Origin of the sequence: Paenibacillus sp. FSL H7-0350, assembly GCF_038593195.1 — a bacterium.
Lineage (GTDB): Bacteria > Bacillota > Bacilli > Paenibacillales > Paenibacillaceae > Paenibacillus_AQ.
The window spans coordinates 6,812,606-6,833,212 of record NZ_CP151972.1 but is presented as its reverse complement, the minus strand read 5'-3'; the positions used below and the strand labels follow the sequence as shown (position 1 = coordinate 6,833,212).

16 protein-coding genes are annotated in these 20,607 nt (G+C 45.7%); 7 read left to right on the top strand and 9 right to left on the bottom strand.

Going from position 1 to position 20,607, the window contains the following annotated elements; all coding sequences use genetic code 11:
* Positions 1-23: 23 nt before the first annotated feature.
* From NYE24_RS30560 to NYE24_RS30545, 4 genes are all read left to right on the top strand, one after another.
* A complete protein-coding gene (locus NYE24_RS30560; RefSeq protein WP_342477394.1) occupies positions 24-911 on the top strand; it encodes a LysM peptidoglycan-binding domain-containing protein in 888 nt (295 codons plus the stop codon).
* 477 nt (positions 912-1,388) lie between these two features.
* The gene (locus NYE24_RS30555; RefSeq protein ID WP_342477393.1) at positions 1,389-2,948 is read left to right on the top strand and encodes a recombinase family protein; all 1,560 of its coding nucleotides are present in this window, start codon (positions 1,389-1,391) and stop codon (positions 2,946-2,948) included.
* Between the two features lie 13 nt (positions 2,949-2,961).
* Positions 2,962-3,972, top strand: a complete 1,011-nt coding sequence (locus tag NYE24_RS30550; RefSeq protein ID WP_342477392.1) for a YheC/YheD family protein — start codon at positions 2,962-2,964, stop codon at positions 3,970-3,972.
* 908 nt (positions 3,973-4,880) lie between these two features.
* Complete coding sequence (locus tag NYE24_RS30545) at positions 4,881-5,372, top strand: YheC/YheD family protein (protein ID WP_076154991.1); 492 nt, start codon at positions 4,881-4,883, stop codon at positions 5,370-5,372.
* A 2,060-nt stretch (positions 5,373-7,432) separates the two neighbouring features.
* Here NYE24_RS30545 and NYE24_RS30540 read toward each other — a convergent pair.
* On the bottom strand, positions 7,433-8,074 hold the full coding sequence (locus NYE24_RS30540) for a hypothetical protein (protein WP_342477391.1): 642 nt from the start codon (positions 8,072-8,074) through the stop codon (positions 7,433-7,435).
* A gap of 138 nt (positions 8,075-8,212) precedes the next feature.
* On the opposite strand from NYE24_RS30540, the gene NYE24_RS30535 reads away from it, so the two are divergent.
* The gene (locus tag NYE24_RS30535; RefSeq protein WP_342477390.1) at positions 8,213-8,563 is read left to right on the top strand and encodes a hypothetical protein; all 351 of its coding nucleotides are present in this window, start codon (positions 8,213-8,215) and stop codon (positions 8,561-8,563) included.
* Positions 8,564-8,565: 2 nt separating this feature from the next.
* Here NYE24_RS30535 and NYE24_RS30530 read toward each other — a convergent pair whose 3' ends face one another.
* The 3 genes from NYE24_RS30530 to NYE24_RS30520 all read right to left on the bottom strand — a co-directional run bounded on the left by NYE24_RS30530 (position 8,566) and on the right by NYE24_RS30520 (position 11,620).
* A complete protein-coding gene (locus NYE24_RS30530; protein ID WP_342477389.1) occupies positions 8,566-9,522 on the bottom strand; it encodes a phosphotransferase in 957 nt (318 codons plus the stop codon).
* A 192-nt stretch (positions 9,523-9,714) separates the two neighbouring features.
* Entirely contained in the window at positions 9,715-10,530 is an 816-nt protein-coding gene (locus NYE24_RS30525) for a class I SAM-dependent methyltransferase (RefSeq protein WP_342477388.1), read from the bottom strand.
* Between the two features lie 343 nt (positions 10,531-10,873).
* Positions 10,874-11,620: a hypothetical protein gene (locus NYE24_RS30520; RefSeq protein ID WP_051493289.1), complete on the bottom strand. Its 747-nt coding sequence runs from the start codon at positions 11,618-11,620 to the stop codon at positions 10,874-10,876.
* A gap of 172 nt (positions 11,621-11,792) precedes the next feature.
* Between NYE24_RS30520 and NYE24_RS30515 the strand changes: the two genes are divergently transcribed.
* Positions 11,793-12,983 carry a pectin acetylesterase-family hydrolase gene (locus NYE24_RS30515; RefSeq protein ID WP_342477387.1) on the top strand — a complete coding sequence of 397 codons (1,191 nt, stop codon included), beginning with the start codon at positions 11,793-11,795 and terminating at the stop codon, positions 12,981-12,983.
* A gap of 43 nt (positions 12,984-13,026) precedes the next feature.
* Positions 13,027-13,644, top strand: a complete 618-nt coding sequence (locus tag NYE24_RS30510) for a TetR family transcriptional regulator (RefSeq protein WP_342477386.1) — start codon at positions 13,027-13,029, stop codon at positions 13,642-13,644.
* Here NYE24_RS30510 and NYE24_RS30505 read toward each other — a convergent pair.
* The 5 genes from NYE24_RS30505 to NYE24_RS30485 form a co-directional block, all read right to left on the bottom strand.
* On the bottom strand, positions 13,619-14,977 hold the full coding sequence (locus tag NYE24_RS30505; RefSeq protein WP_342477385.1) for a HAMP domain-containing sensor histidine kinase: 1,359 nt from the start codon (positions 14,975-14,977) through the stop codon (positions 13,619-13,621). The two genes, NYE24_RS30510 and NYE24_RS30505, sit on opposite strands and share 26 nt — an antisense overlap.
* Positions 14,974-15,651: a response regulator transcription factor gene (locus NYE24_RS30500; protein WP_036692899.1), complete on the bottom strand. Its 678-nt coding sequence runs from the start codon at positions 15,649-15,651 to the stop codon at positions 14,974-14,976. The genes NYE24_RS30505 and NYE24_RS30500 overlap by 4 nt, the downstream gene beginning before the upstream one ends.
* A gap of 22 nt (positions 15,652-15,673) precedes the next feature.
* Positions 15,674-17,623: a serine hydrolase domain-containing protein gene (locus NYE24_RS30495; protein ID WP_342477384.1), complete on the bottom strand. Its 1,950-nt coding sequence runs from the start codon at positions 17,621-17,623 to the stop codon at positions 15,674-15,676.
* Positions 17,624-17,814: 191 nt separating this feature from the next.
* Entirely contained in the window at positions 17,815-18,363 is a 549-nt protein-coding gene (locus NYE24_RS30490; protein WP_076155021.1) for a CueP family metal-binding protein, read from the bottom strand.
* Between the two features lie 28 nt (positions 18,364-18,391).
* Positions 18,392-20,386, bottom strand: a complete 1,995-nt coding sequence (locus NYE24_RS30485) for a Na+/H+ antiporter (protein ID WP_036692894.1) — start codon at positions 20,384-20,386, stop codon at positions 18,392-18,394.
* Between the last annotated feature and the right edge of the window lie 221 nt (positions 20,387-20,607).

The following is a 20,607-nucleotide window of genomic DNA, read 5'->3' as shown; positions in this document are numbered from 1 at the left end:
CCCTAGCCGAAGGAGCGTTAATTATGTTGTATATTGTTCAACCCGGGGATTCATTATATTCAATTTCGAATAAATACAAAGTTCCTCTTGCTGCAATATTAGAAGCAAATGTGATCTGCAATCCTGCAATCCTGCTCACGGGACAACCCCTTATTATTCCTGATATTGAATATAATTTGCCCAAAGCGGGAGGCCGTCCGTATTATATTGTCTCTCCGGGAGACACTATCTGGTGTCTAGCCCAACAATTCTCCATCAATCCAGAAACGCTAATGCGTATCAATCGAATTGACAATCCACACCATCTCCAACTTGGAAGAGAACTGCTAATCATGTCAGATTTTCCAGACGCTGAAAATCTATTTGAAAGTTGGAACATTGATCAAAGCCTTTGTGATACCATCAATTCCATCTGGCAATACGAGGTCTTTTATAAGGGCCAGTTCTACTGGGAAGCGCTGGGGGAGTCTTATGTTCCATATTTAATCCGTCTCCTGAATCATCCGTGTGATACCGTTAGAATGAGTGTAGTTTCGAGTTTGGGACGAATCGCCCAGGGAGAGAACACACGCGCAGCCTTGCAGCAAGCACTGATGGATCCAGATCACTCCGTAAAAAATTTGGCTAAAGTTGCACTGAAACGAATGGACCTCGTAGCTTCCGGATCCAAAAGAATCCATGTTATTAATAATCCTTGGACCGTTCTATCGAGTGCTCCTTTTTATGAGGCACCTAATGTACAACTTCAAGAAGGGACTCCAATTGTAGTTCTTCGCTGGAACATTCCAAGTCCCGTTGAAGAGATAATTGGTCCGGGATCACTGGCAGTCTATGATTATGTTCAGATACTGGAAACCGGACAGACCGGATATATTGTTAGACCCGGCTTTAGTCTCATTACCTTCCTTTGACCACTGATAATCCTTCCTTAGGCTTTTCCCTCTATTTGCGCAGTCTTCACCTATATAAAAATTATAAAGCTTCACTGAAGAGCATAGTGAGAAATGATAATACGATGCTGATAACCTAGAATGAGTACCCAATAAATCGAGAGCCGCTGACATTAAAGTCAACTGCTCTTTTTGTTGATTTAGTAACAAAAAATGTGCGAACCCTAAAACAGCGCTTTTTTTTCGTTTCTCCAGTTCCGCTTTGCATATGTGAATTGTGCTCCATGTCTGAGAACAAGAAAGTTTTTGACTGTTTATACTCAGGTACTAATTGTGCAACTAGAAGCCTCGTCTGGAGGAGACAGGTGTGAGCAGGACCGGCTGCTTCTAATCCGCCGGTCCTGCTCACTCAACTCCATGTTGCAGTAGTTTTTTCACCCTCTTCCCCGTATAATACATCCATAAATATTTTCCTATAACACAAAGGGGATGTACATAATGGATGTAGCTCTTTACTTGCGAAAGTCCAGAGCTGATGAAGATGCCGAACGGCGCGGCGAAGGAGAAACTCTTGCCAAACATAAAACGGCTCTGCTCAAACTTGCCAAGCAATTAAAATTAAATATCATTCGAATCCGTGAAGAAATTGTCAGTGGTGAAACTCTAGTTCACCGTCCGGAAATGCTGCAACTTTTAAAAGAGGTCGAATCTGGGGAGTATGATGCTGTCCTGGTCATGGACATTGATCGGTTTGGGCGCGGCAATATGCAGGAGCAAGGTTTAATCTTGGAGACATTTCGCTCATCCAAGACTAAAATCATCACTCCAAGGAAGACCTATGATCTTATGGATGAATTTGATGAAGAATACAGTGAATTCGAAGCCTTCATGGCACGTAAAGAACTCAAAATTATCACCCGCCGCATGCAGGGAGGCCGGAAGCGTACTGCAGAGGAAGGGAATTTCATAGGTACTCGCCCCCCATTTGGTTATTTAATTGAAAATCTCCCTAATAAAGAAGGCCGCACTCTAATACCTCATCCAGAACAGGCTAATATCTTAAGACAAATTTTCTCTTGGTACACCCATGAAGATCCTGCGCAACAAATGGGGGCCGGTAAAATCGCTTCAGAATTAAGACGGCTTAAAATCCCCGCTTATAAAGGTGGGAATTGGACTGCCTCTTCTGTCTTAACAATGCTTAGAAACGAAGTATATATCGGTCGAATTCAATGGGGGAAGAAAGAACAAAAGAAAAGTAAGGATGGTAGCAAGCACCGCACCTCACGACGTAGGAGCCGCGAGGAGTGGATTGATGTCAAAGGGAAGCATGAACCCCTTATCGATGAACAAATCTTCCTGAAGGCAAATCAGAGGCTCTCAGAGCGCCATTATTCTCCACACCAATCCGATATTGATGGCAAACCAAGAATTACTTCAGCATTAGCCGGGCTTGTGAAGTGTTCTGAATGCGGATTGACTATGGTTTATCGCTCATACTCATATCGAAATCAACCCGCTCATTTTCGCTGCAACACCGTTGGTTGTCCTTCACGCAGTAGCCGTTATGATTTAGTAGAGGCCAGAATCATTGAAGGGCTAGAAATATGGTTGAACGATTACAAGATCAAGTGGGGCAAGAGAAATTACACGCCGCCGCAGAGCGAAATCAAGCTAAAAGAACGAGCATTAGTTTCATTACAAAATGAACTAAAGGAACTGGAAAATCAAAGGGGCAAGTTGTTCGATTTCCTGGAAAGAGGTATTTACACCGAAGAGCTGTTTATGGAGAGATCACAAGATATCTCTAAAAGAATAACAGCCACCAATGAAGAAATAGTCGTAATCCAAAAAGATCTGGATCTGGAATTGACACGTAAAGAAGCTAAGAGCAAGATCATACCGATTGCAGAATCTGTAGTTAAGTCGTACTACCTAACAGATGATCCCATGAGCAGAAACGCATTATTGAAGTCTGTGCTTAATAAAGTAGTCTACAAAAAAGGCCCAGGTCAATACAAAGAGCAGTTTGAACTCTTTCTGTATCCACGTCTATGATGCATGTGTTAATGTGTTCACCCCGGCAGATGTACATGTAAGCAAGGACCAGATTCATGCCATGGTCTATGATGTCAAAAGCGGAGTATGGTCGCGCAAATGGCGCTCCTTCCCGAATATGATCTATGACCGCTGCCGGATTCAGCGCAGCCAGCGCTTCCAGCAGCTGCTGCGCTTCCGCGCGCGGTACGACCATCTGACCTTCCTGAACCGCCCGCTGCGCAATAAATGGACGGTGCACCAGACCTTCTCCCAGCGGAGCCGCTTCCGGCCCCATATGCCGGAGACGCTGCTCTACCAGTCCTCTGCCGATCTGCACCGGATGCTGAAAGTAAGCCCCGTCGTCTACGTCAAGCCGATCAACGGCACCGGGGGACGCGGCATCCTGCGGATCGAGCGTCAGCGTGAAGGCAAGTCTCTCTTCGATATCCAGGGACGCCGCCAGAGCCGCCAGATCATCGCCCCGCGCAAGGTGTCGCTGAACCGGCTGGAGACCATCGTGCGCCAGTGGTGCATCGGCGGTAAATTCCTCGTGCAGCAGGGCATCCCGCTGCGGCTGCCCAGCGGCCGGTTCCACGACTACCGGATGCTGGTGCAGAAGAATGGCCAGGGCGACTGGGAGTTCACCGGTATGGCCGGCCGGGTGGGCGCCGCCCGCAGCGTCACCTCGAATCTCCATGGCGGCGGTCATGCCATGAAGGCAGAGACGCTGCTGAAGCAGTGGCTCGGCAGCGAAGAACGTGCCGACAAGGCCATGCGTGCTGCCGAGAAGCTGGGGATCGAGGCGGCCGCCTATCTCGAAGACAGCTTCGGCGCCCTCTGCGAGCTGGCCCTGGATCTGGCCATCGACCGCGAGGGCAAGATCTACGTGCTGGAGGTCAACCCCAAGCCTGCCCGCGAGGTCTTCGCCCGCTCCGGCGACAACAGCACCTACCGCAAGGCGCTGGTCCGCCCGTTGGAGTACGCGATGTGGGTGTATAAGAATAAGAACACGCCTAGTTCTTCTAAGGTGGTTGAGGAGTAGGGGTTTTATTTGATAGCAAAGAACCCCCTCTGGATCTGAGGGGGTTCTTTTTATGCGCAGATTTTACAATCCATCCACGTCTCTTGGAATTGTCTTTAATAATCGCTAAAAGTACACTTTATTCAATGTCAAATAACATATTTCTGACCATTCCGAAAATTCTTTTCATTGTAATAACCCCTCATTATTTCAAATTAACATCTTCTTTTCTTACTTTAATCAAATAATACAAGATCAAAATGAACTGAAATATAAAAATGCTAAATGGGAGCAGAATGAGCATTTCCACCTGATATTCAGGAAAGAATTTAATCTCAACCACTGCTTGCTCATACTCTCCGCTCCTTTGTATTGCTTTGGAAAATAAAATTAATAAAGAACTCGGTAAAACAGTTAATAGAAACCAGGTGATATGATAATTTATTCTCCGTGTTCTTACATATAAAAACGAATTAACTAAAAGTAAAGAAAGTGGCACAAGGTACATCTTTATTGAAAAATTCAATAGCTTAATTCCCCAACCCTCTATTCTTATCCTTAGAAAATAAATTAAGAATAGCTGTAGTCCAATAGCCAACAGTACATAGAGAATGGCTTGGAGTATTGTTTTTAATGCTCTCACATTTCATCACCCGCGCCTTCTTATTTACTTTTAGACAAAGCTTGTTTAATATCAAAGTCCTTAATTGAGATCATCCCCGTAATATGTAAGCACTTACAAAACCTAAAATCCATTAATTTGAATAAAAAAGATTAATATCCCTTTAATGTGATTATCGAGAATTCAAAGGATGAAGTGAATAGTAGGCGGTGCTTTTTATGAGAAAATCTCAAGGAATAGAGGAGAAGGTAATAAAATATCACATTTGATATTTCCCTATAACTTGTATTACCGCCTTTTATAACACTTGCCGGAGACGCTGCTCTACCAGTCCTCTGCCGATCTGTACCGGATGCTGAAATCCAGTCCCGTTGTCTATGTGAAGCCGATCAACGGCACCGGGGGGCGCGGCATCCTGCGGATCGAACGCCAGCGAGAAGGCAAGTCCCTCTTCGATATCCAGGGACGCCGCCAGAGCCGCCAGATCATCGCCCCGCGCAAGGTGTCGCTGAACCGGCTGGAGACCATCGTCCGCCAGTGGTGTCTGGGCGGCAAATTCCTTGTGCAGCAGGGCATCCCGCTGCGGCTGCCCAGCGGCCGGTTCCATGACTACCGGATGCTGGTGCAGAAGAACGGCCAGGGCAACTGGGAGTTCACCGACATGGCCGGCCGGGTGGGCGCCGCCCGCTCCGGCGACAACAGCATCTACCGCAAAGCGCTGGTTCGCCCGTTGGAGTACGCGATGTGGGTGTATAAGAATAAGAACACGCCTAGTTCTTCTAAGGTGGTTGAGGAGTAGGGGTTGTTAATTATATAAATGACAAGTGCCCCTCCGTATATGACAGAGAGGCGCTTGTCGTTTACATTTTTCCGAATTTTAGTGCAACATGTAATTGCCTACATTTAAATCAGCATTTTAGTGAACGATTTTGAAAATATGCAGCATCATTCTCATGGCTAAGGGTGGCATAATAATCAATTATCACTCTTTCGGATATTTTAATATCCATAGCGCTACAAGTAGAGTTAATTGAATCACAAAGTAAATAAAAGGAAATACAAGAACTAATCCAAAAAAATCACTGTCAAATTTCAAATATACAAAACCATATTCAGGAGCGTCATTCACCTTATTTTTATGTAGAAGAAACAACAAACTAATACTTGGAATAGTACTTATTAAAAACCAAAATAAGTTATATCTTTTTTTCCAGTCACTAATGACTTCACACAAGTTACGTATAATATAATTACTAGAACCGAATAAACTATAACTACTTGTTGTATATCAGCTTTCTCCCAATTTTCTAATCTTAATTTCAGAAAAAAAATTACACTTAAATGTAAAAATATCACTAAAATAACTTGTGAAATTGCCCTTACCCTCGTACGGAATCTATTGCTCAAATTTGATTCACCCCATTTTTCCAAAAATTAAATTTCCACTTTTTGAACTTAAATTCTAAAAATCCTTTTAATGTAACTATGGGAAACTTGAACACTAAAATGAATAGTAAAACCTAACCATTGTATTAGATTTTTTCATTCTTAATCAAATTCCGGAGGTAGAAAAATTGAAAAAGACACTTTTCCTACTGATACCGTTGTTGTTATTATTGGTCCTTGCATTCTGCAGCACTAATAAACGCAATCCAAATATTTATCTGATTCCAAACAATTATTTGGGTTGAGTACAGATTATTTATTTAGTATCTATCTTGATCATTACTACGCTCAACTTTCCAAACAAAAAAAAGAATAAATTGAATGAATATAAATATTTTAGGTAATAATGCAATTAATTGAAACTGGTAACCTGATAAAAAATCCGAACTCGAATTATCAACAGTCACTTTAAAAATTATTAATAGTAATAGCGTAGGAAATAGATTAACAAAAAACCATATCTTCTTATATTTCAATATATTGTCTTTAAAATAAATAGTATGATTAAAAAGCATAAGGCTCACAGGAAGGGCATAAGCTCTTATTATTTGCCCCAATATCTCATGATTCCAACCTTCAATACGGAGATTAAGAAGGTAAACAATTAGAAGATGTATCAAAACAATTATTAAAGTATGAAATAATGCTCTGAGGATATGAGTAATAAACTTTTGCATATGATCCACCTTTCAAGAAAACACATTTCCATTTTTCATTCTCAATATCCTAATATCATACACTTAATAATATATGGTTTAAATTTAATATTTTCCCTTTATGGTTTTTGTCAGTTTCTCTCCTTAATTATGTATATCTTTTCAAATAATTGATCACCCATAGCACAAAAATAAAAACTATTTGTACTACAATGTATATAAAAGGAATGATAATTACTAATTCAAAAAAACCACTGTCAAAATTCAAATCTATAAAATTATTTTCAGTAGGTTCATATTCTTTACTGTTATAAAAAAGTATTAGAAGACTAACACTAGGGATTGTGCTTATGCAAAGCCATATTAGGTTATATCTAATCTTCTTTGTTATTAATGAAATCATGCAGGTTGCATACAAGAGGAGAATTAGAACGAAAGAAACAATATATGCTTGTCGTACCGCCTCTTCCTCCCATGCTTCTGATTTCAGATTCAAAAAACGAATAATAAATAAATGAAAAAACACAATAAAGATCACTTGTAAAATCGCTTTTATGCTTAAAATAAAAAACTTTTTCAATTAATTCACACCTCACAATTAGGTAATATAGTTACCCTTATGTTTGCCATAATCCTCTAATCGGAACACATTATCCACTGGTGTGAAACGGTAATAATTATTCAGGATGCTGCCATGGAGGTGGTTGCAGAGCATCTTGACAAATTCCGTTATAAATACCATCTTTTATGTAATGGATTATTTAATCTCTAACCCTAAGTCCTCGCATATTTTATAAGGTTCACAGTAACTAAGACTTTTATCTATGTCTAATATCAAATCTATCATCAGCTTTTCATAACTTTCATTTAAAATCCCTATCCTAACCCTTTCTCCATAGGTTATACCGAGTAATCTTTCCATATCGTTTATAGAAATATCTTTATAGGAAGCTTTATTCAATACAATAATGTTAATACTTCTTATATCCTTGAATCTCTCCCTGCTCTTTTCAACATTAACTGAATACGGCAGTTTTTCTTGGTCTATCATAACCTCAACTTTTTCCATAAACTGTTCATGAGTCGAATAGCTAATGTTAGAAAGTTCCCGCTGTACTGATGATTTTGCTTCGGCAAGCCAAGGTGTAATGAAAAAGAAAAGAACGGTGGTCCCAAAACAAATAGCAAGCAAAAGGGGTAGTTCTTTTTCTATTAGGTGCTTTGCAAAAAAAAGATAGGCTATAATACATAACAACAAAAGGGTAGCGTAAAAAAACAATGAATCATAATGAGTTACTGTAAATAGATTGCCACCACCAATAGAAAAGGCAATCCCTATAACTAAAAACCAAATACCTACACCCATGACTGCGCTTAAGGCAACAAAAAATAAACTCATTATCATGGTATTCTCCTTTGGCGAGGTTACACATCAACCTATTAATAGGGTTAAATTGAAATCTTTTCCTCCACTTATAATTATCGGTTTCCCCCTATTAATCTTGTATATTAATGTTAAATTCCGGAGGTAGAAAAATTGAAAAAGACACTTCTGCTCCTGATACCATTGCTATTATTGGTCCTTGCATTCTGCAGCACTTATAAACGCAATCCAAATATTTATCTTATTCCAAACAATTATGTGGGATGGGTGCAAATTATTTACAATCAAGAGGGGTTTAAAGAATTTTACTACTATGATGAACAAAATAAGCAGCAAAAATTAGATACCGATCAAATGATCCACCGTCACACTATAGGCAACGGCGAGTCGGTTAGTAATTCCGGTAAAATCGAGGGGCCTATGGTGCAGCGCTTTTTTGTAGGAACAGAAGCCGAGCTTCAAAATCATCCTGCTCCTGACTATCCTGTTGAACTAATGAAATGAGTTTAATCCGCTTGAATACATAGATGAAGTGTACCGTTGTTATGCTCCTTAAGCAGCTTTGAGAAGAGTTGGCTAGAGTAATCTATCTTACGTTCAGGAAATTCGCCGGTAAGTACAATTTTCAACATCTGAAGCAGACGCTTGCCCGTTAGTTCCGTAGGACCGGAAGACCATTGTCTGATACTGGGGTACAAATAGATCAGCCCGCTGTAACGAAAGGCTGCCCTCAATCTTTCGTAAAAATCAGCAAAGCTAAGAGATACACCGTTTGAGAGGAGTGCGTTGTAATACATTTTGGAATCCTCAAGGTTGAAATAACTGACCAGATCGATATAAAAAGGGGCATAATGACACCACCCGAAATCAATGATATACAGCTCTCCATTATAATCACGGACATGTGAACCATCTGCTGGCTGTAAATCACCATGCGTAAGGGTCAGACTCTCCTTCTCCCTGTATAAAGCCGCCATATCACGCGCAAAAATGCTGGCTTTCTCACGCAGTAATGGCAGATAAGCGCCAAATTCCCGGCTAAAATCCGGGTTTTGTACAGTGAGCGCTTCAAAATGATCCACAGACAATGTCGTAATCACATAATCCTCCCAATACTTACGGTCAGCGCGGGGAAGCCAAGACATCTCAGAACCTCTACGCAAATTACGGGCATGGATTCTAGCCAGTGCCTCTGCAACCCTCGGTGTCCAATTTGGACCCAGCGGAGCCATCTTGATTCTCCCCAAATCCTCCATCGCCATCCACTTAGGCTCATCTGTCTGAGTGTCCGCAGAAAAGGCTGCTGGCGTGTTCCGGTGGCCTTGGTCAGTTAACCTTTTCATAGCCATACGTTCTTTCAGGACAACTTCTTTAAAGATCATACTTCCCCGTTGACCATCTGCATAAGTAACTCCTACCCGGCGCACTTCCGCACCAGACCACCCGCGTTCGTCTTCTGTCATAGACCCTTGCTCCAAATGAAGGATCTTTCCCCGCTGAAGCACATCTGCTAAACCTTGTGCAGCAATGAGCATATGAGGTTCCACATTAATTCACCTGCCCTGCTAAAATTTTGCTTCGACAAGCCAAGCTGCAATGAAAAACAAAAGAACGGTGGTCCCAAAACAAATAACAAGCAAAAGTAGCACAAGACCTTAAACTCTTTGATATTGAAATAGAACATTTCGATTGGTGATACGCATTGCTCCCGAACGTTCAAGAGTTTCTTGTAAATAATCGCAGAGTTCATTGAACCTGCCCGTTAGGATACGTAATTGGTCTTCGCTAAAATAGGATGCCACATATAAAATGAGCGGCGCAGCCGATTGTATGACAATATCATTTTGTAATACGTATTGGGCTGTTACCTTAAAATATTTGCTGAGGATATCCTGGCCATTCTCCAGGTTGAAGTTTTGCACGGCTTCGTTAAAGAAAGACAGCCTGCCGTCAAACTCCAGTATCAGCTGCAATAGTTCTCTATAATTGTTCGCGCTTACAGTTGAGGCATAGGCCGTTCCATTAGGAACCAATACACGGTTGATTTCAGAGAAAATCTTCTTGTGGTCCTGAAAATGGTACAGCAGGTGATTCGCAATCAAAACCTCAAATGAATGGTCCGGCCAAGGCATCTTCTCTGCATCTACGATTTCATATTGAAACCGCTCTAGCGGATCATGAATATTCCCTTTTGCCGTTTCTATCATCCCTCTCGAGGCATCAGTCAAGACAATTTCTGATCTAAGCGGAACTTCTCTCAGTTTTTTCGCCCACAACACACCGGTTCCGCAACCGATTTCTGCAATCTTTAGACCCTCGGTAAGTCCCAAATGCTCAAATACCCATTCATGCCAATCCACCTTATGCTCACAATATTGATATAGCTGTATCCTTGCATTCAAGCGGTGTTCATTGGAGTACTGGTCTTCAGAAAATTTTTGGACATGAGAAAATAATTCATCCCTGTTCATTATCGCATAAACCTCCCATTTTCTCTTTTCTCATTTTAAACAGATAATAGGGCGTTAAGATAAACTGTATAACATAGTTACTAAAAACCAGTTGATTTTGTACTTTATTCGCCGATTGCGTGAAATTATAATAGCATTTACACTACATAATATCAGCGGTATGATGTACACCCTAATGGTTTCTGCTAATAATGCAGTTCCCCATCTCTCCATTTTTATTTCCAGATAATAAATCAGGATTAAGTGTAGTCCAATAACCAGCAGCACGTAGAGAATGGCTTGGAGTATCGTTTGTAACGCTTTCATCTTTCATCGCCCTTCATTGAGCTTTTCACTTTTCACTTTACTTAAGCTGTTCGCTCAAACTCTCAGGATTAAATTCCCGCTCCTTACCGTCTGCATCAATCATAGTAATTTGCTCAGGCGGTTTCTCCAGACTTTTCCCTCTAACTAACAACTGCCCTTCCCCTTCGATCTCGTACTTTCTGATATACACTCCTGAGCCGATATCCTCGAAGACATACTTGTCAAAATCATTCCAATGCAGTGAGGTCGCTTTTTCAGATAAGCTCTTTAATTCATTTATTGGAATATATCCGCTTACGCTTACTTCGGGGCCATACGTCTCCTTCCAATGCTTAAGCCACTGCGAATACTCCAACCCCTTGATCTCTTCCAGTGTCTTCCCTTCAATTGAATACTCACCGCCTGCGACTACAAGATTCTTGGTTGTGCTTAGCGGCGCAGAGCTGCCGCCTATAACTTCATGATCGGCGATCATAACATTCACAGAAATTTTGTATTGATCTGGGGGATATTGCTGCTCCAGGGGATGATTCTTCACTATGAATGGATAGGTTGTGATCTCCTTCCCGAAGTAGGTACTGGCTTCTTCCTCTTGTACTGCCCAGAACTGCATATCTTCCAGGCTCTCAAGCCTTTGCGGCTCCAGTGTATATCTTGACGTCTCGCCTTCAGAGGCAACGATGGTATAGCCTAGCGCTTCAATATAACCGGCGGCGGTCTGCTCATCTGTCTGTTCCCCACGAATGTTCTGGTTATTGCTACAGCCAACCACGGACAGCAGCACGAGACCTAGAACTAGGGATAAAATTGAAAATGCACCTAGTTTTCTCATGTCGATAATACTATCATAAAATACTTTATTTAGGATGTTGGACTAAAGAACTTTTCGATTTTCAAATTACACACCTTGTATAACCAATATACCCACTGTATACTCCAATTAAAGGAGCGATGATATGCGAAAAATGAAGCGAATCACGTTAATCACAGGGATAGGGCTAATGAGCCTGATTGGGATTGCTGTTCTTGCGGTCAACGCTTTTGTAATCCAAAGACCGGTCACTACAACCCCTGTCATCGCAGAAGTGAAGCCATACGAGTGGAATAAGGTGAAGCTGGGCGGGAATACCGTTTCCAGTGATGGATCGGAGTATTTCATGTGGACGAAGAGCGGTGAGAGCAACAACTGGATCATCTTTTTTTCCGGTGGCGGTGTCAGCTGGGATGCCCGGAGCGCTGCACATCCTATTAAGCTTATGAACTTTATGAAAGGCGGAGATACAGGCAACTATTTCGCTGATATTCCGTTCTATATGCTAACTTTGCTGGGCGGGATGATGGATACGGACAACCCGGATAATCCTTTTCACGGCTGGAATGTGGTCTACCTCCCTTATTCCACAGGCGACTTCCACATTGGTAACCGCACTGCTACGTATCCGCGGGAGGACGGGAGCACCTTCACTATGCGGTATAACGGGCGTACTAATGTGCGCAGCAGCCTTGACTGGATCTATGCGAACGTAGCTAAGCCCGATAAGCTGCTGATTGCAGGCGAAAGTGCGGGGGGATTCGGGTCAGCCTTCTGGGCGCCCGAGATTGCTTCACATTACCGGGATGCTGAGATCTTCCAATATGCGGACAGCTCATTCCTGAAGTCAAACAAGTGGCCGCAGGTGATGGAGCAGGAATGGAACTCGGATTTCACTGCAAGCTTCGGGTATTCGCCGGAGGCAGATGTCATCGGGGCTGCTTTTCGCGCAAATGGCCGGCTACTGCCAGCGGGTACAGTATTATTACAATCCTATTCCGTGTATGATGAGATTCTAATCCACTTCCAGAACAAGATCAACGACTACAATGGCCCACGGAACCAGAGTCTTATTAAGGCATGGTCAGAGGAAATGCGGCAGTCGGTAGCTGCTCTAGCTGCAACGGTTCCTAATTATTATTACTATCTGACGGATTACGGGCTGAATGCTGAGAACGGGACGACCCCGCATACTTTTGCCACCCGGGAGACCTTTTATCAGGCGGAGCAGGATGGTGTGAAGCTTGTGAAGTGGCTGGGGGATGCGGTCAATCAGCAGAAGCGCTATTCGGTAGGCAGCAAGTTTCTGGAGACGCAGGCAACCGCGCAGGAGTAGGACCAGCAGCAATATTTTCGCAGGTAGACAGGAGAGAAGATCATTGAATTTACGTGAAAAGCAAATGCAAATGACCAAAGGGCTCATTAAGGAGGCCGCGCTGGGCCTGTTCTGTGCTCAGGGAATCGAACGAACGGATATGACGCGGATTGCCGGACAAGCCGGTGTCTCCCGCCGAACGTTATACCTTCATTATAAGGACAAGGAAGATTTAGCCGCTGAGCTCTATGTGGATAATCTGGAGCGGATGTTTGGCAGGCTGCTGTTTGATTTTGATTTTGCCCTGCCAGTTCCCTCCCTGGAGAAGATTCTGGATCAATATCTCGCGCTTAGAGAGCATGAGGAGGCGTTGATCTATTATGATGCGATTTTTGGAGTGTATTATAGCACCCTGTCCAAAGATCCGGCGGAGTTGCCTGATTTCAAGAGAGCTATGGAGGTCTGGTACTCCCGGTACATAAACCTTGAGACCGCAGCGGCGGCTCCAGAGTATCAAAAAAAGTGGCTGGATCTTCTGCAGAAGTCCACCCACCTGTATTTCATGTATTTACAAAAAGCCGTTATTCTATCCCATCAGCGGGGCGGTGCCGTGACGGAGGAAGACCGGGCAGCGGACCGGCAATTCAAGGATTTCATTATGGCTGGCGTGCGGGCAACCTGACGATAATCGTTGTTCCCTCTTTGGCCGCACCGTCTACCTCGATACTGCCTTGATGCAGGGAGATGATTTTTTTAACAATAGCCAGCCCCAGACCGTTCCCGTTGTTACTTCCATTGCGCGACTTGTCTACTGTATAGAATCTTTCGAATACGGCGCCCCACTCTTCCGGGGATATTCCGATGCCATTATCACTGATAGTGATTGCAACTTCCGCTGCACTGCTGTCTATACGGATGCGGATCTTCCCGCCTTCAGGCGTGAACTTGATGCTGTTGCCGAGCAGATTCATCCATACCTGCTTCAACTGGTCTTCATCCCCTATAATATGAACAGCTTCCGGCAGCTCCAGATCGATAACGATGCTCCGGGCGGACCATTGCGGCTCACAGGTCACCACGATTGTTCTGATCTGCTCGTCAAGCCGGAAGGAGACTGCCGCGAAGGGGTGATGCTCGGAATCCAGAGAAGCAAGCTTCAGCAAATTATCACTTAGCCGTGACAGACGCCCACTCTCCGCAATGATGATATCCAGATACTCCTTACGCTCTTCCTCCGCAATCAAATCATTGTTCTGCAGCGCCTTGGCAAAACCGGATATAGAGGTCAGCGGTGTCTGAATTTCATGGGAGACATTGGAGACGAAATCCTGCCTCATCTGCTCCAGCTGCTTCAGTTCTCCCGCCATCTCCACATAGCTCTGTGTCAGCTCCCCGATCTCATCCACACGGTTCCTCGGAAGATCCACTTCGAAATCACCCTTGGCCAGTCTTCTGGTGGCGTTGGTCAAAGCCTTGATCGGCTCTACCAGGTATCTGGCAGCCACAACAATACATACACTGCCCAGCACAAGCACAAGCAGCAGCACGAAAAGAACCAATCGGTTGACGATATTTTCGTTCTCGGCAGAGTACTGAAGGAACATCGCATGCCACTCCCCCTTGAGCATAAAGGGCATTCCGATGAACGTATCATTATCTTCTGTGGAGGAACGATAGACCTTGCCCTGCAATACTTGCCGGACAGCCTCTGGGGTGATGGTCACAGCCGGACTATCCGATAGCCCGTAAAAGGTATGTTCTCCCGAAGGATGGTACAGGTGAATAGGATGTGCGGATACCTTAACCATACTATTCAGGAACTCGTCCGTATCTGTAGGCTTGGCGTCATCATAGCGGTGAATAATCTCCCTGCCCACTGTGAACATCTCGTTCTGTCCCTCATAGCTTATCTGCTTCTGAAATATATACAAACCAATGAAAAAGGAACAGATCAGACTAAAGACAATAATGCCGAGAAACGTGAGAATGATCCGAATATACAGGGTTTTGATCATGGCTCAGGGATCAGGCGGTATCCGAGACCCCGGGCGGTTTCGATTTGAAAACCCTCGCCATTGCCGCTGAATTTCTCCCTCAGCCGGCTGATATGCACATCTACAGTCCGGCCGTCCCCTTCATAATTGAGCCCCCAGATTTGCTGAATTAGCTGTTCTCTGGTGAAGATCTGCCTGGGGTGGCTGACCAGCAGAAACAGAAGATCAAATTCCTTCAAAGGCAGCGAGACCGGCACTTCACCGCGTGTAACCTGAAAAGTCCGGCGGTTAAGCACCACATTGCCAAGCTGCACGGACTGGGAAGTAACGACCAGCGAGCGTTTGAGCAGCGCTTTTACCCGCATGACCAGTTCAACCGGATCAAACGGCTTGGTCAGGTAATCGTCCGTTCCGAGCTGAAACCCTTTAATCTTGTGGGCAGACTCCGCTTTGGCCGTCACCATGAGGAGGGGGAGATTGGCATCCGAACGCCTGATTTCCCTGCACAGCTCCCAGCCATTCAGTCCGGGCATCATAATATCCAGGATGACAAGATCGATCTGTGTGTCCTCGATTATGGATAAGGCCTTAGTGCCGTCACTGGCTTCTCTGAGGTCGAACCCTTCCTTGCGCAGATATAGAGACATCAGCTTCCGGATATTGTCATCATCATCCGCGATAAGTATAGTAGCCACGATCACCCTTCTCTCTTAAGCGTTATCCAAACTGCCAGCCGAGCAGATTCCAATGATAGAAGAAGATCATCAGCACGACAGCCGAAAGCGTCACTAACGTATAATGCACCCGCCTAATGGCGGTCCAATACTTATTTCTCCAAACCTGTATAGTCGAGACCAGCAACGCTAAGGTCAAGCCCGCCAAAAGGATTGGCATCCCCAAACTGAGAGACAGCAAAGGACTGATACTGGTAAACTTCTGCATCGTGTCCATGGACATCACTACCATGAACAGAGTAATAAAAGATAACAGCGCCCAACCGGCAGTTCCTGCAGATAATCGGACGGCCCGCTTTTCTGCGAGCGTCATTGCCTTGAACCTGCGATTGAAGAGGATTGGTCCAAGCAATGCGGCGATGAAAAGGACTGCCAAGACCCCAACGACGATAAGCCAAAACTTACTCTGATCCAAGAGCGGCGTCCGCTCCAGCGGCATATCCGGGGCCATGTCCAGGAACATATGAGTAACCTTGCCAGACTCATCCGTACGGAAGCCGATCTGATCGGTCCCTCCCTCAAGCTGGAACAGGTTAGGACTAATTTCTCTATACAGCTGTTGTTCACTGCCGCTTCCCAAGGATAACTTATTACCCGCAATCGAAACATTCAGCTGGGCAAAAAAATTGAAGAACTTGTCAATATCACTGCTGTTGTGGCGTGTAAATTGATAGGAGCCGGCATATTTCTGCACAGATTCCGCAGAAGCGGCGAACTCCGGCTGCTCCACCTCCGGAGCAGGATAATAACGGTTGAAGAAGGCCTGGAGCAGATTGGACGCAGCTTCGCTGCCTTGACCGCCATTGTAGGATAAGAAAATACCCAATTGCTTGGCAGGTGCAAGATAGAATTCTGTATTGAACATGGGATCGGAGCCGCCATGCGAGATTAATGTTACCCCGTTCACCCGCTTCTCTGCGAATCCGAGTGCTACACCCGGCAGGCGCTTATCAAATTGGAATGCTGTTGAATGCATCCGCTCTGCGGTTGCGGGCTTCAAAAGCTGCTGTTCGCCGTATTTCCCGTTCTGCAGATGCGCAATCATGAAGTGCGCCATGTCTACAGCGGATACGGTAGCCGAGCCGGCAGGACGAAAGCCGCCCTCGAACGTAGGTGTGCCAGGAATAAAGCTGCCGGTCTCACTATTGTACCCTACCACTTGGTAAGGGATGAATGACTTCGGCAGAGGCTCCACAACCGTCGAATATTTCATGTCCAGCGGATCGAAAATATACTTCTGAATATAATCATTATAAGGAATTCCACTGACATCCTCCACAATCATACCTGCAAGGGTGGCTCCGTAGTTAGAATAGGAACTCATCACACCGGGCGGTCTGATCCGGGCGAGCATATGCTTATTGAGCGTTTCCGAGATGGACCCGGGCAATTCGGCAGGATCAGTGGTGATCTGGTAACCGACTCCGCCCTCCTCAAAGCCTGCGGTATGGGTCATCAAATGACGCATGGTGACGGGCTCAGGATTAGTGGCAGGAATCTTCACGGATTTCAGATAGGTGTTAATGTCCGTGTCCAGATCAATCCTCCCCTGCTCTACCAATTGCATCACCGCTGTCCAGGTAAACAGCTTGGTCGTTGAAGCGATTCGGAACATGCTGGTTGCAGGATCAACCGGTAGCGCTTGTTCCAGATTAGAGCTGCCATACCCCTTGGCCAAAATAATCCTGCCGTCCTTGACGACGGAGATAACCGCTCCCGGAATTTGCAGCCGGTTCATATACTCTTCCATCATCCCATCCACAAAAGCAGTCAGACCTGCCGTATCCTCAAGCTTGGCGGGCGCTTCCATCCGGGAACCCGGTGAAACGGCTTTCCCCGTCTCCGCCTTGGCATGTTTCCCGGGAAATATAAGGCCTGTAGCTAATCCCAGCACAGCCAATATTGCCAGAGTAGCGATCAGCCTGTTTTTCATAGATATTAACATTATTATCCTCCGCATCATCTTTATATTGAAGGTTGAATTTCAACCACCTAACACTTATAGAGATTATCAGAGTAGTGTGAATGGAACGTTAACAGGATTTGCACAAAAACGCCCCTCAGCCAGTTGGCGGCTTGGGACGTTCTTCGTGTGAGTTAATGATTGTCTGCACATTAGGTCCTTTAACTCAATTGCATACTCGTAAGACAGGTATCATCACTCTCAAAAGTGGAAATCTCGGACTTGGCCTCTTTGCCGTCATGAGTAATGGTCATCTTATAGTTCTGATCACGCGGCAGCCATAGGTCGATGAAGCCGTTCGGCTGGGACTTGACGGTCTGGTTCATGATCTCCTTACCGTCCTCGTCTACGACTGTTACCCCGAAAGATTGTTCGACCATCTCTCCCTGACAGCCGGTCAGGCTGTGGGTCGCACAGGGATGTGTATTCTGCACATAAGGGGCAACCGACAGAAAGAACTCATCCTCCGGCAGCCTGTAGACTGCTTCGTTAGAACCGCCGCTGTCCACGATCAGCTGGGTTGAGGTAATCGAAGCGGACTCCGCCGTCAAGGTGCGTGAGCTGAAGTCAGCCACCATTTGCTTGATGTCCTGGCTGCTGCCCGGAGTTGTAGCAACCTCCGTTGTCTTCCGTTCACCGCTACCCGAATACAGGTAGATTCCCAGCGCTGCAATAACCGCACAGGTGCCCGCTACTATTTTATTGTTCATGTAAGATTCATCTCCTTGTAGATGGAATTCAGCCCATTTCTTCCCGCAGATCATGCTCCATGAACAGAATATCACGTTTCATTTCCTTCATGCTAGCTCTGGAGATCCGTCCGGCCTCGAACATCAGCTGAATGTTATCACGCTCTAGCTGAATGCCCGCGCGTGACAACTCGTGCAGCGACTCTTCGAACTCCCGCTTCGTAGCAGAGAGAGACTCCTGCCGGGTCAGTCTTAGCCGACCCCGCTCATAACGAAGAATCAGGGAGCTAATGACCTCAGGCTCCATCTCCCCCGTATTCTGCAGCTCTCTCAGCTGTTCAAGAACGTAAGCAAAAATCCCGGACTGCAGCCGGTTCGATTCCTCACGCCGCTCCTGCGCGTTTAAGCGGACCTGCTGAATGACACCGGTAATTTCTTCCCAGCTTTTGAACGGAATCAGGTCGTTCTTGTACTGCGGATCACGGGTGTATATGAACAGCTGCCGGTTCAGCCGGTTCAGATAGCGGTAGGCCGTGTACGGGTTCACTTCGTGCTGCTTGAGCGCATGCATGATGTATTCCCGCTGCCACTTGAGTGCTGTCACCCCAAGCTGCCGTTCCATTTCCTCAGCGTCATCCTTCTTCTTCAGCAGGCGGATTCTGGCATTGTAGGTTCCGGTCAAATGATTCAAAGCCATCCGGGACTGGGACTGATCTGTAGCCTGCTCCTGCAGTCCGGCAACTACATTGCGCAGAATTTCGATTTTGGCCTCAGCCTCCTCGGCATTATGCTCCGCTTCATGATCGGAGCCAAGTAGCAGCGGCAGCAGGAAGTTAGACGCCAGCAGAGTCCAGAGAATAACACCCGCCGCCAGGAAAATAATCAGGTCTCTCGCGGGGAAGTAGGAGCCGTCATCCAGGAAAAACGGGAGTGACATCGTACTCGCCAGGGTAATCGTACCTCGAACCCCCGACAGCGTGAGAATGAGCGCCTTCCTGAACTCCAGCTTCCAGGGTCCCCGCGTCTCCTCCCCTTCGGGAATATCCATGACCAGCATCCAGACCAGCCTCAGACCGAGGACAGCAGCGGTTAATAGCAGGGTATACAGGATAACCTGGACATTCCCTATATCCGGGTTGTTCCAGACGGTCTTAATAATCTCCGGCAGTTGGGTACCGAGCAGCAGGAACACCAGACCGTTCAGGACAAAGATAATGACCGCCCAGGTACTTTTGGACACGACGCTCAGCTTGGCTACCTCAGGATTCATCTGCTTGTAGCTGAAGGAATGCGCGATCCCTGCACTGACCACTGCCAGAATGCCATTGACGCCCAGCTCCTCAGCGGCCATAAAAATAGCAAACGGCGTCAGGATCTCAATCAGCATATGTAGCGTGACATTCTCCATCCCGAGCCTGCGCAGCCACCGCACGATCCCGTATTTAATGAACGTCAGCACAAGGCCCAGCACCACACCGCCTAACGAGATGCCAATAAAGCTCAGACTGGCCGTTTTGAAAGAGAATGCTCCTGTGACCATAGCCGCAACTGCAAATTGAAAGGACACCAGACCCGAAGCATCGTTAATTAACGATTCTCCTTCGAGTATCTGCATCGTCTGATGGGGGATTTTCACTTTTTGCTCTAATGCGCCTACAGCAATCGCATCCGTAGGGGCCAGTGCCGCCGCCAGCGCAAACGCAGCCGCCAGGGGCAATACCGGCAACAGCCAGTGCAGGAAATATCCCAGCACCCCTACCGTTAGAAAAACCAGTCCCAGCGCCAGCAGCAATATCGGCTTTTTCAGCTTCCATAAGGCCACTTTATCGGCAAGTCTGCCGTCATTGAACAGCAAGGGGGCAATGAATAATAGCAGGAACAGCTCCGGGTTCAGCTCCAGCTCGAAATGCAGGGGCAGCCAGGTCAAGGCCATACCCAGCACAATCTGAATAATCGGCACGGAGAGCGAGGGGATGAACCGGTTCACCAGATTAGACAGCGACACAGCTGCCAGCATCAACAAAATATACTCAAATAATTCCAATCGGACAAACCTCCATCTCTGCACTTGCTTGTGCAGATCCTAAATTACGTTATGTATTTAAACTCAGTATAAACGATCTGGGAGGAAATATCCTCTTGGCGGCTGCTATAGATAACGATTAAACGGGTAATGGACAGACATCGAAAAACCATTTATTGCCGCCTGTCCATATGCCGGCGTATAATTAGCTCAGACGAAGAACGTCCCAAGCCATCGCTGGC

Excerpts from the sequence above, each read along its gene's own strand:
- NYE24_RS30525 (WP_342477388.1), bottom strand. The coding sequence starts at position 10,530 with ATGAACAGGGATGAATTATTTTCTCATGTCCAAAAATTTTCTGAAGAC.
- NYE24_RS30505 (WP_342477385.1), bottom strand. The coding sequence starts at position 14,977 with ATGATCAAAACCCTGTATATTCGGATCATTCTCACGTTTCTCGGCATT.
- NYE24_RS30530 (WP_342477389.1), bottom strand. The coding sequence starts at position 9,522 with ATGACAGAAGACGAACGCGGGTGGTCTGGTGCGGAAGTGCGCCGGGTA.
- NYE24_RS30555 (WP_342477393.1), top strand. The coding sequence starts at position 1,389 with ATGGATGTAGCTCTTTACTTGCGAAAGTCCAGAGCTGATGAAGATGCC.
- NYE24_RS30560 (WP_342477394.1), top strand. The coding sequence starts at position 24 with ATGTTGTATATTGTTCAACCCGGGGATTCATTATATTCAATTTCGAAT.
- NYE24_RS30540 (WP_342477391.1), bottom strand. The coding sequence starts at position 8,074 with ATGAGTTTATTTTTTGTTGCCTTAAGCGCAGTCATGGGTGTAGGTATT.
- NYE24_RS30495 (WP_342477384.1), bottom strand. The coding sequence starts at position 17,623 with ATGAAAAACAGGCTGATCGCTACTCTGGCAATATTGGCTGTGCTGGGA.
- NYE24_RS30515 (WP_342477387.1), top strand. The coding sequence starts at position 11,793 with ATGCGAAAAATGAAGCGAATCACGTTAATCACAGGGATAGGGCTAATG.
- NYE24_RS30490 (WP_076155021.1), bottom strand. The coding sequence starts at position 18,363 with ATGAACAATAAAATAGTAGCGGGCACCTGTGCGGTTATTGCAGCGCTG.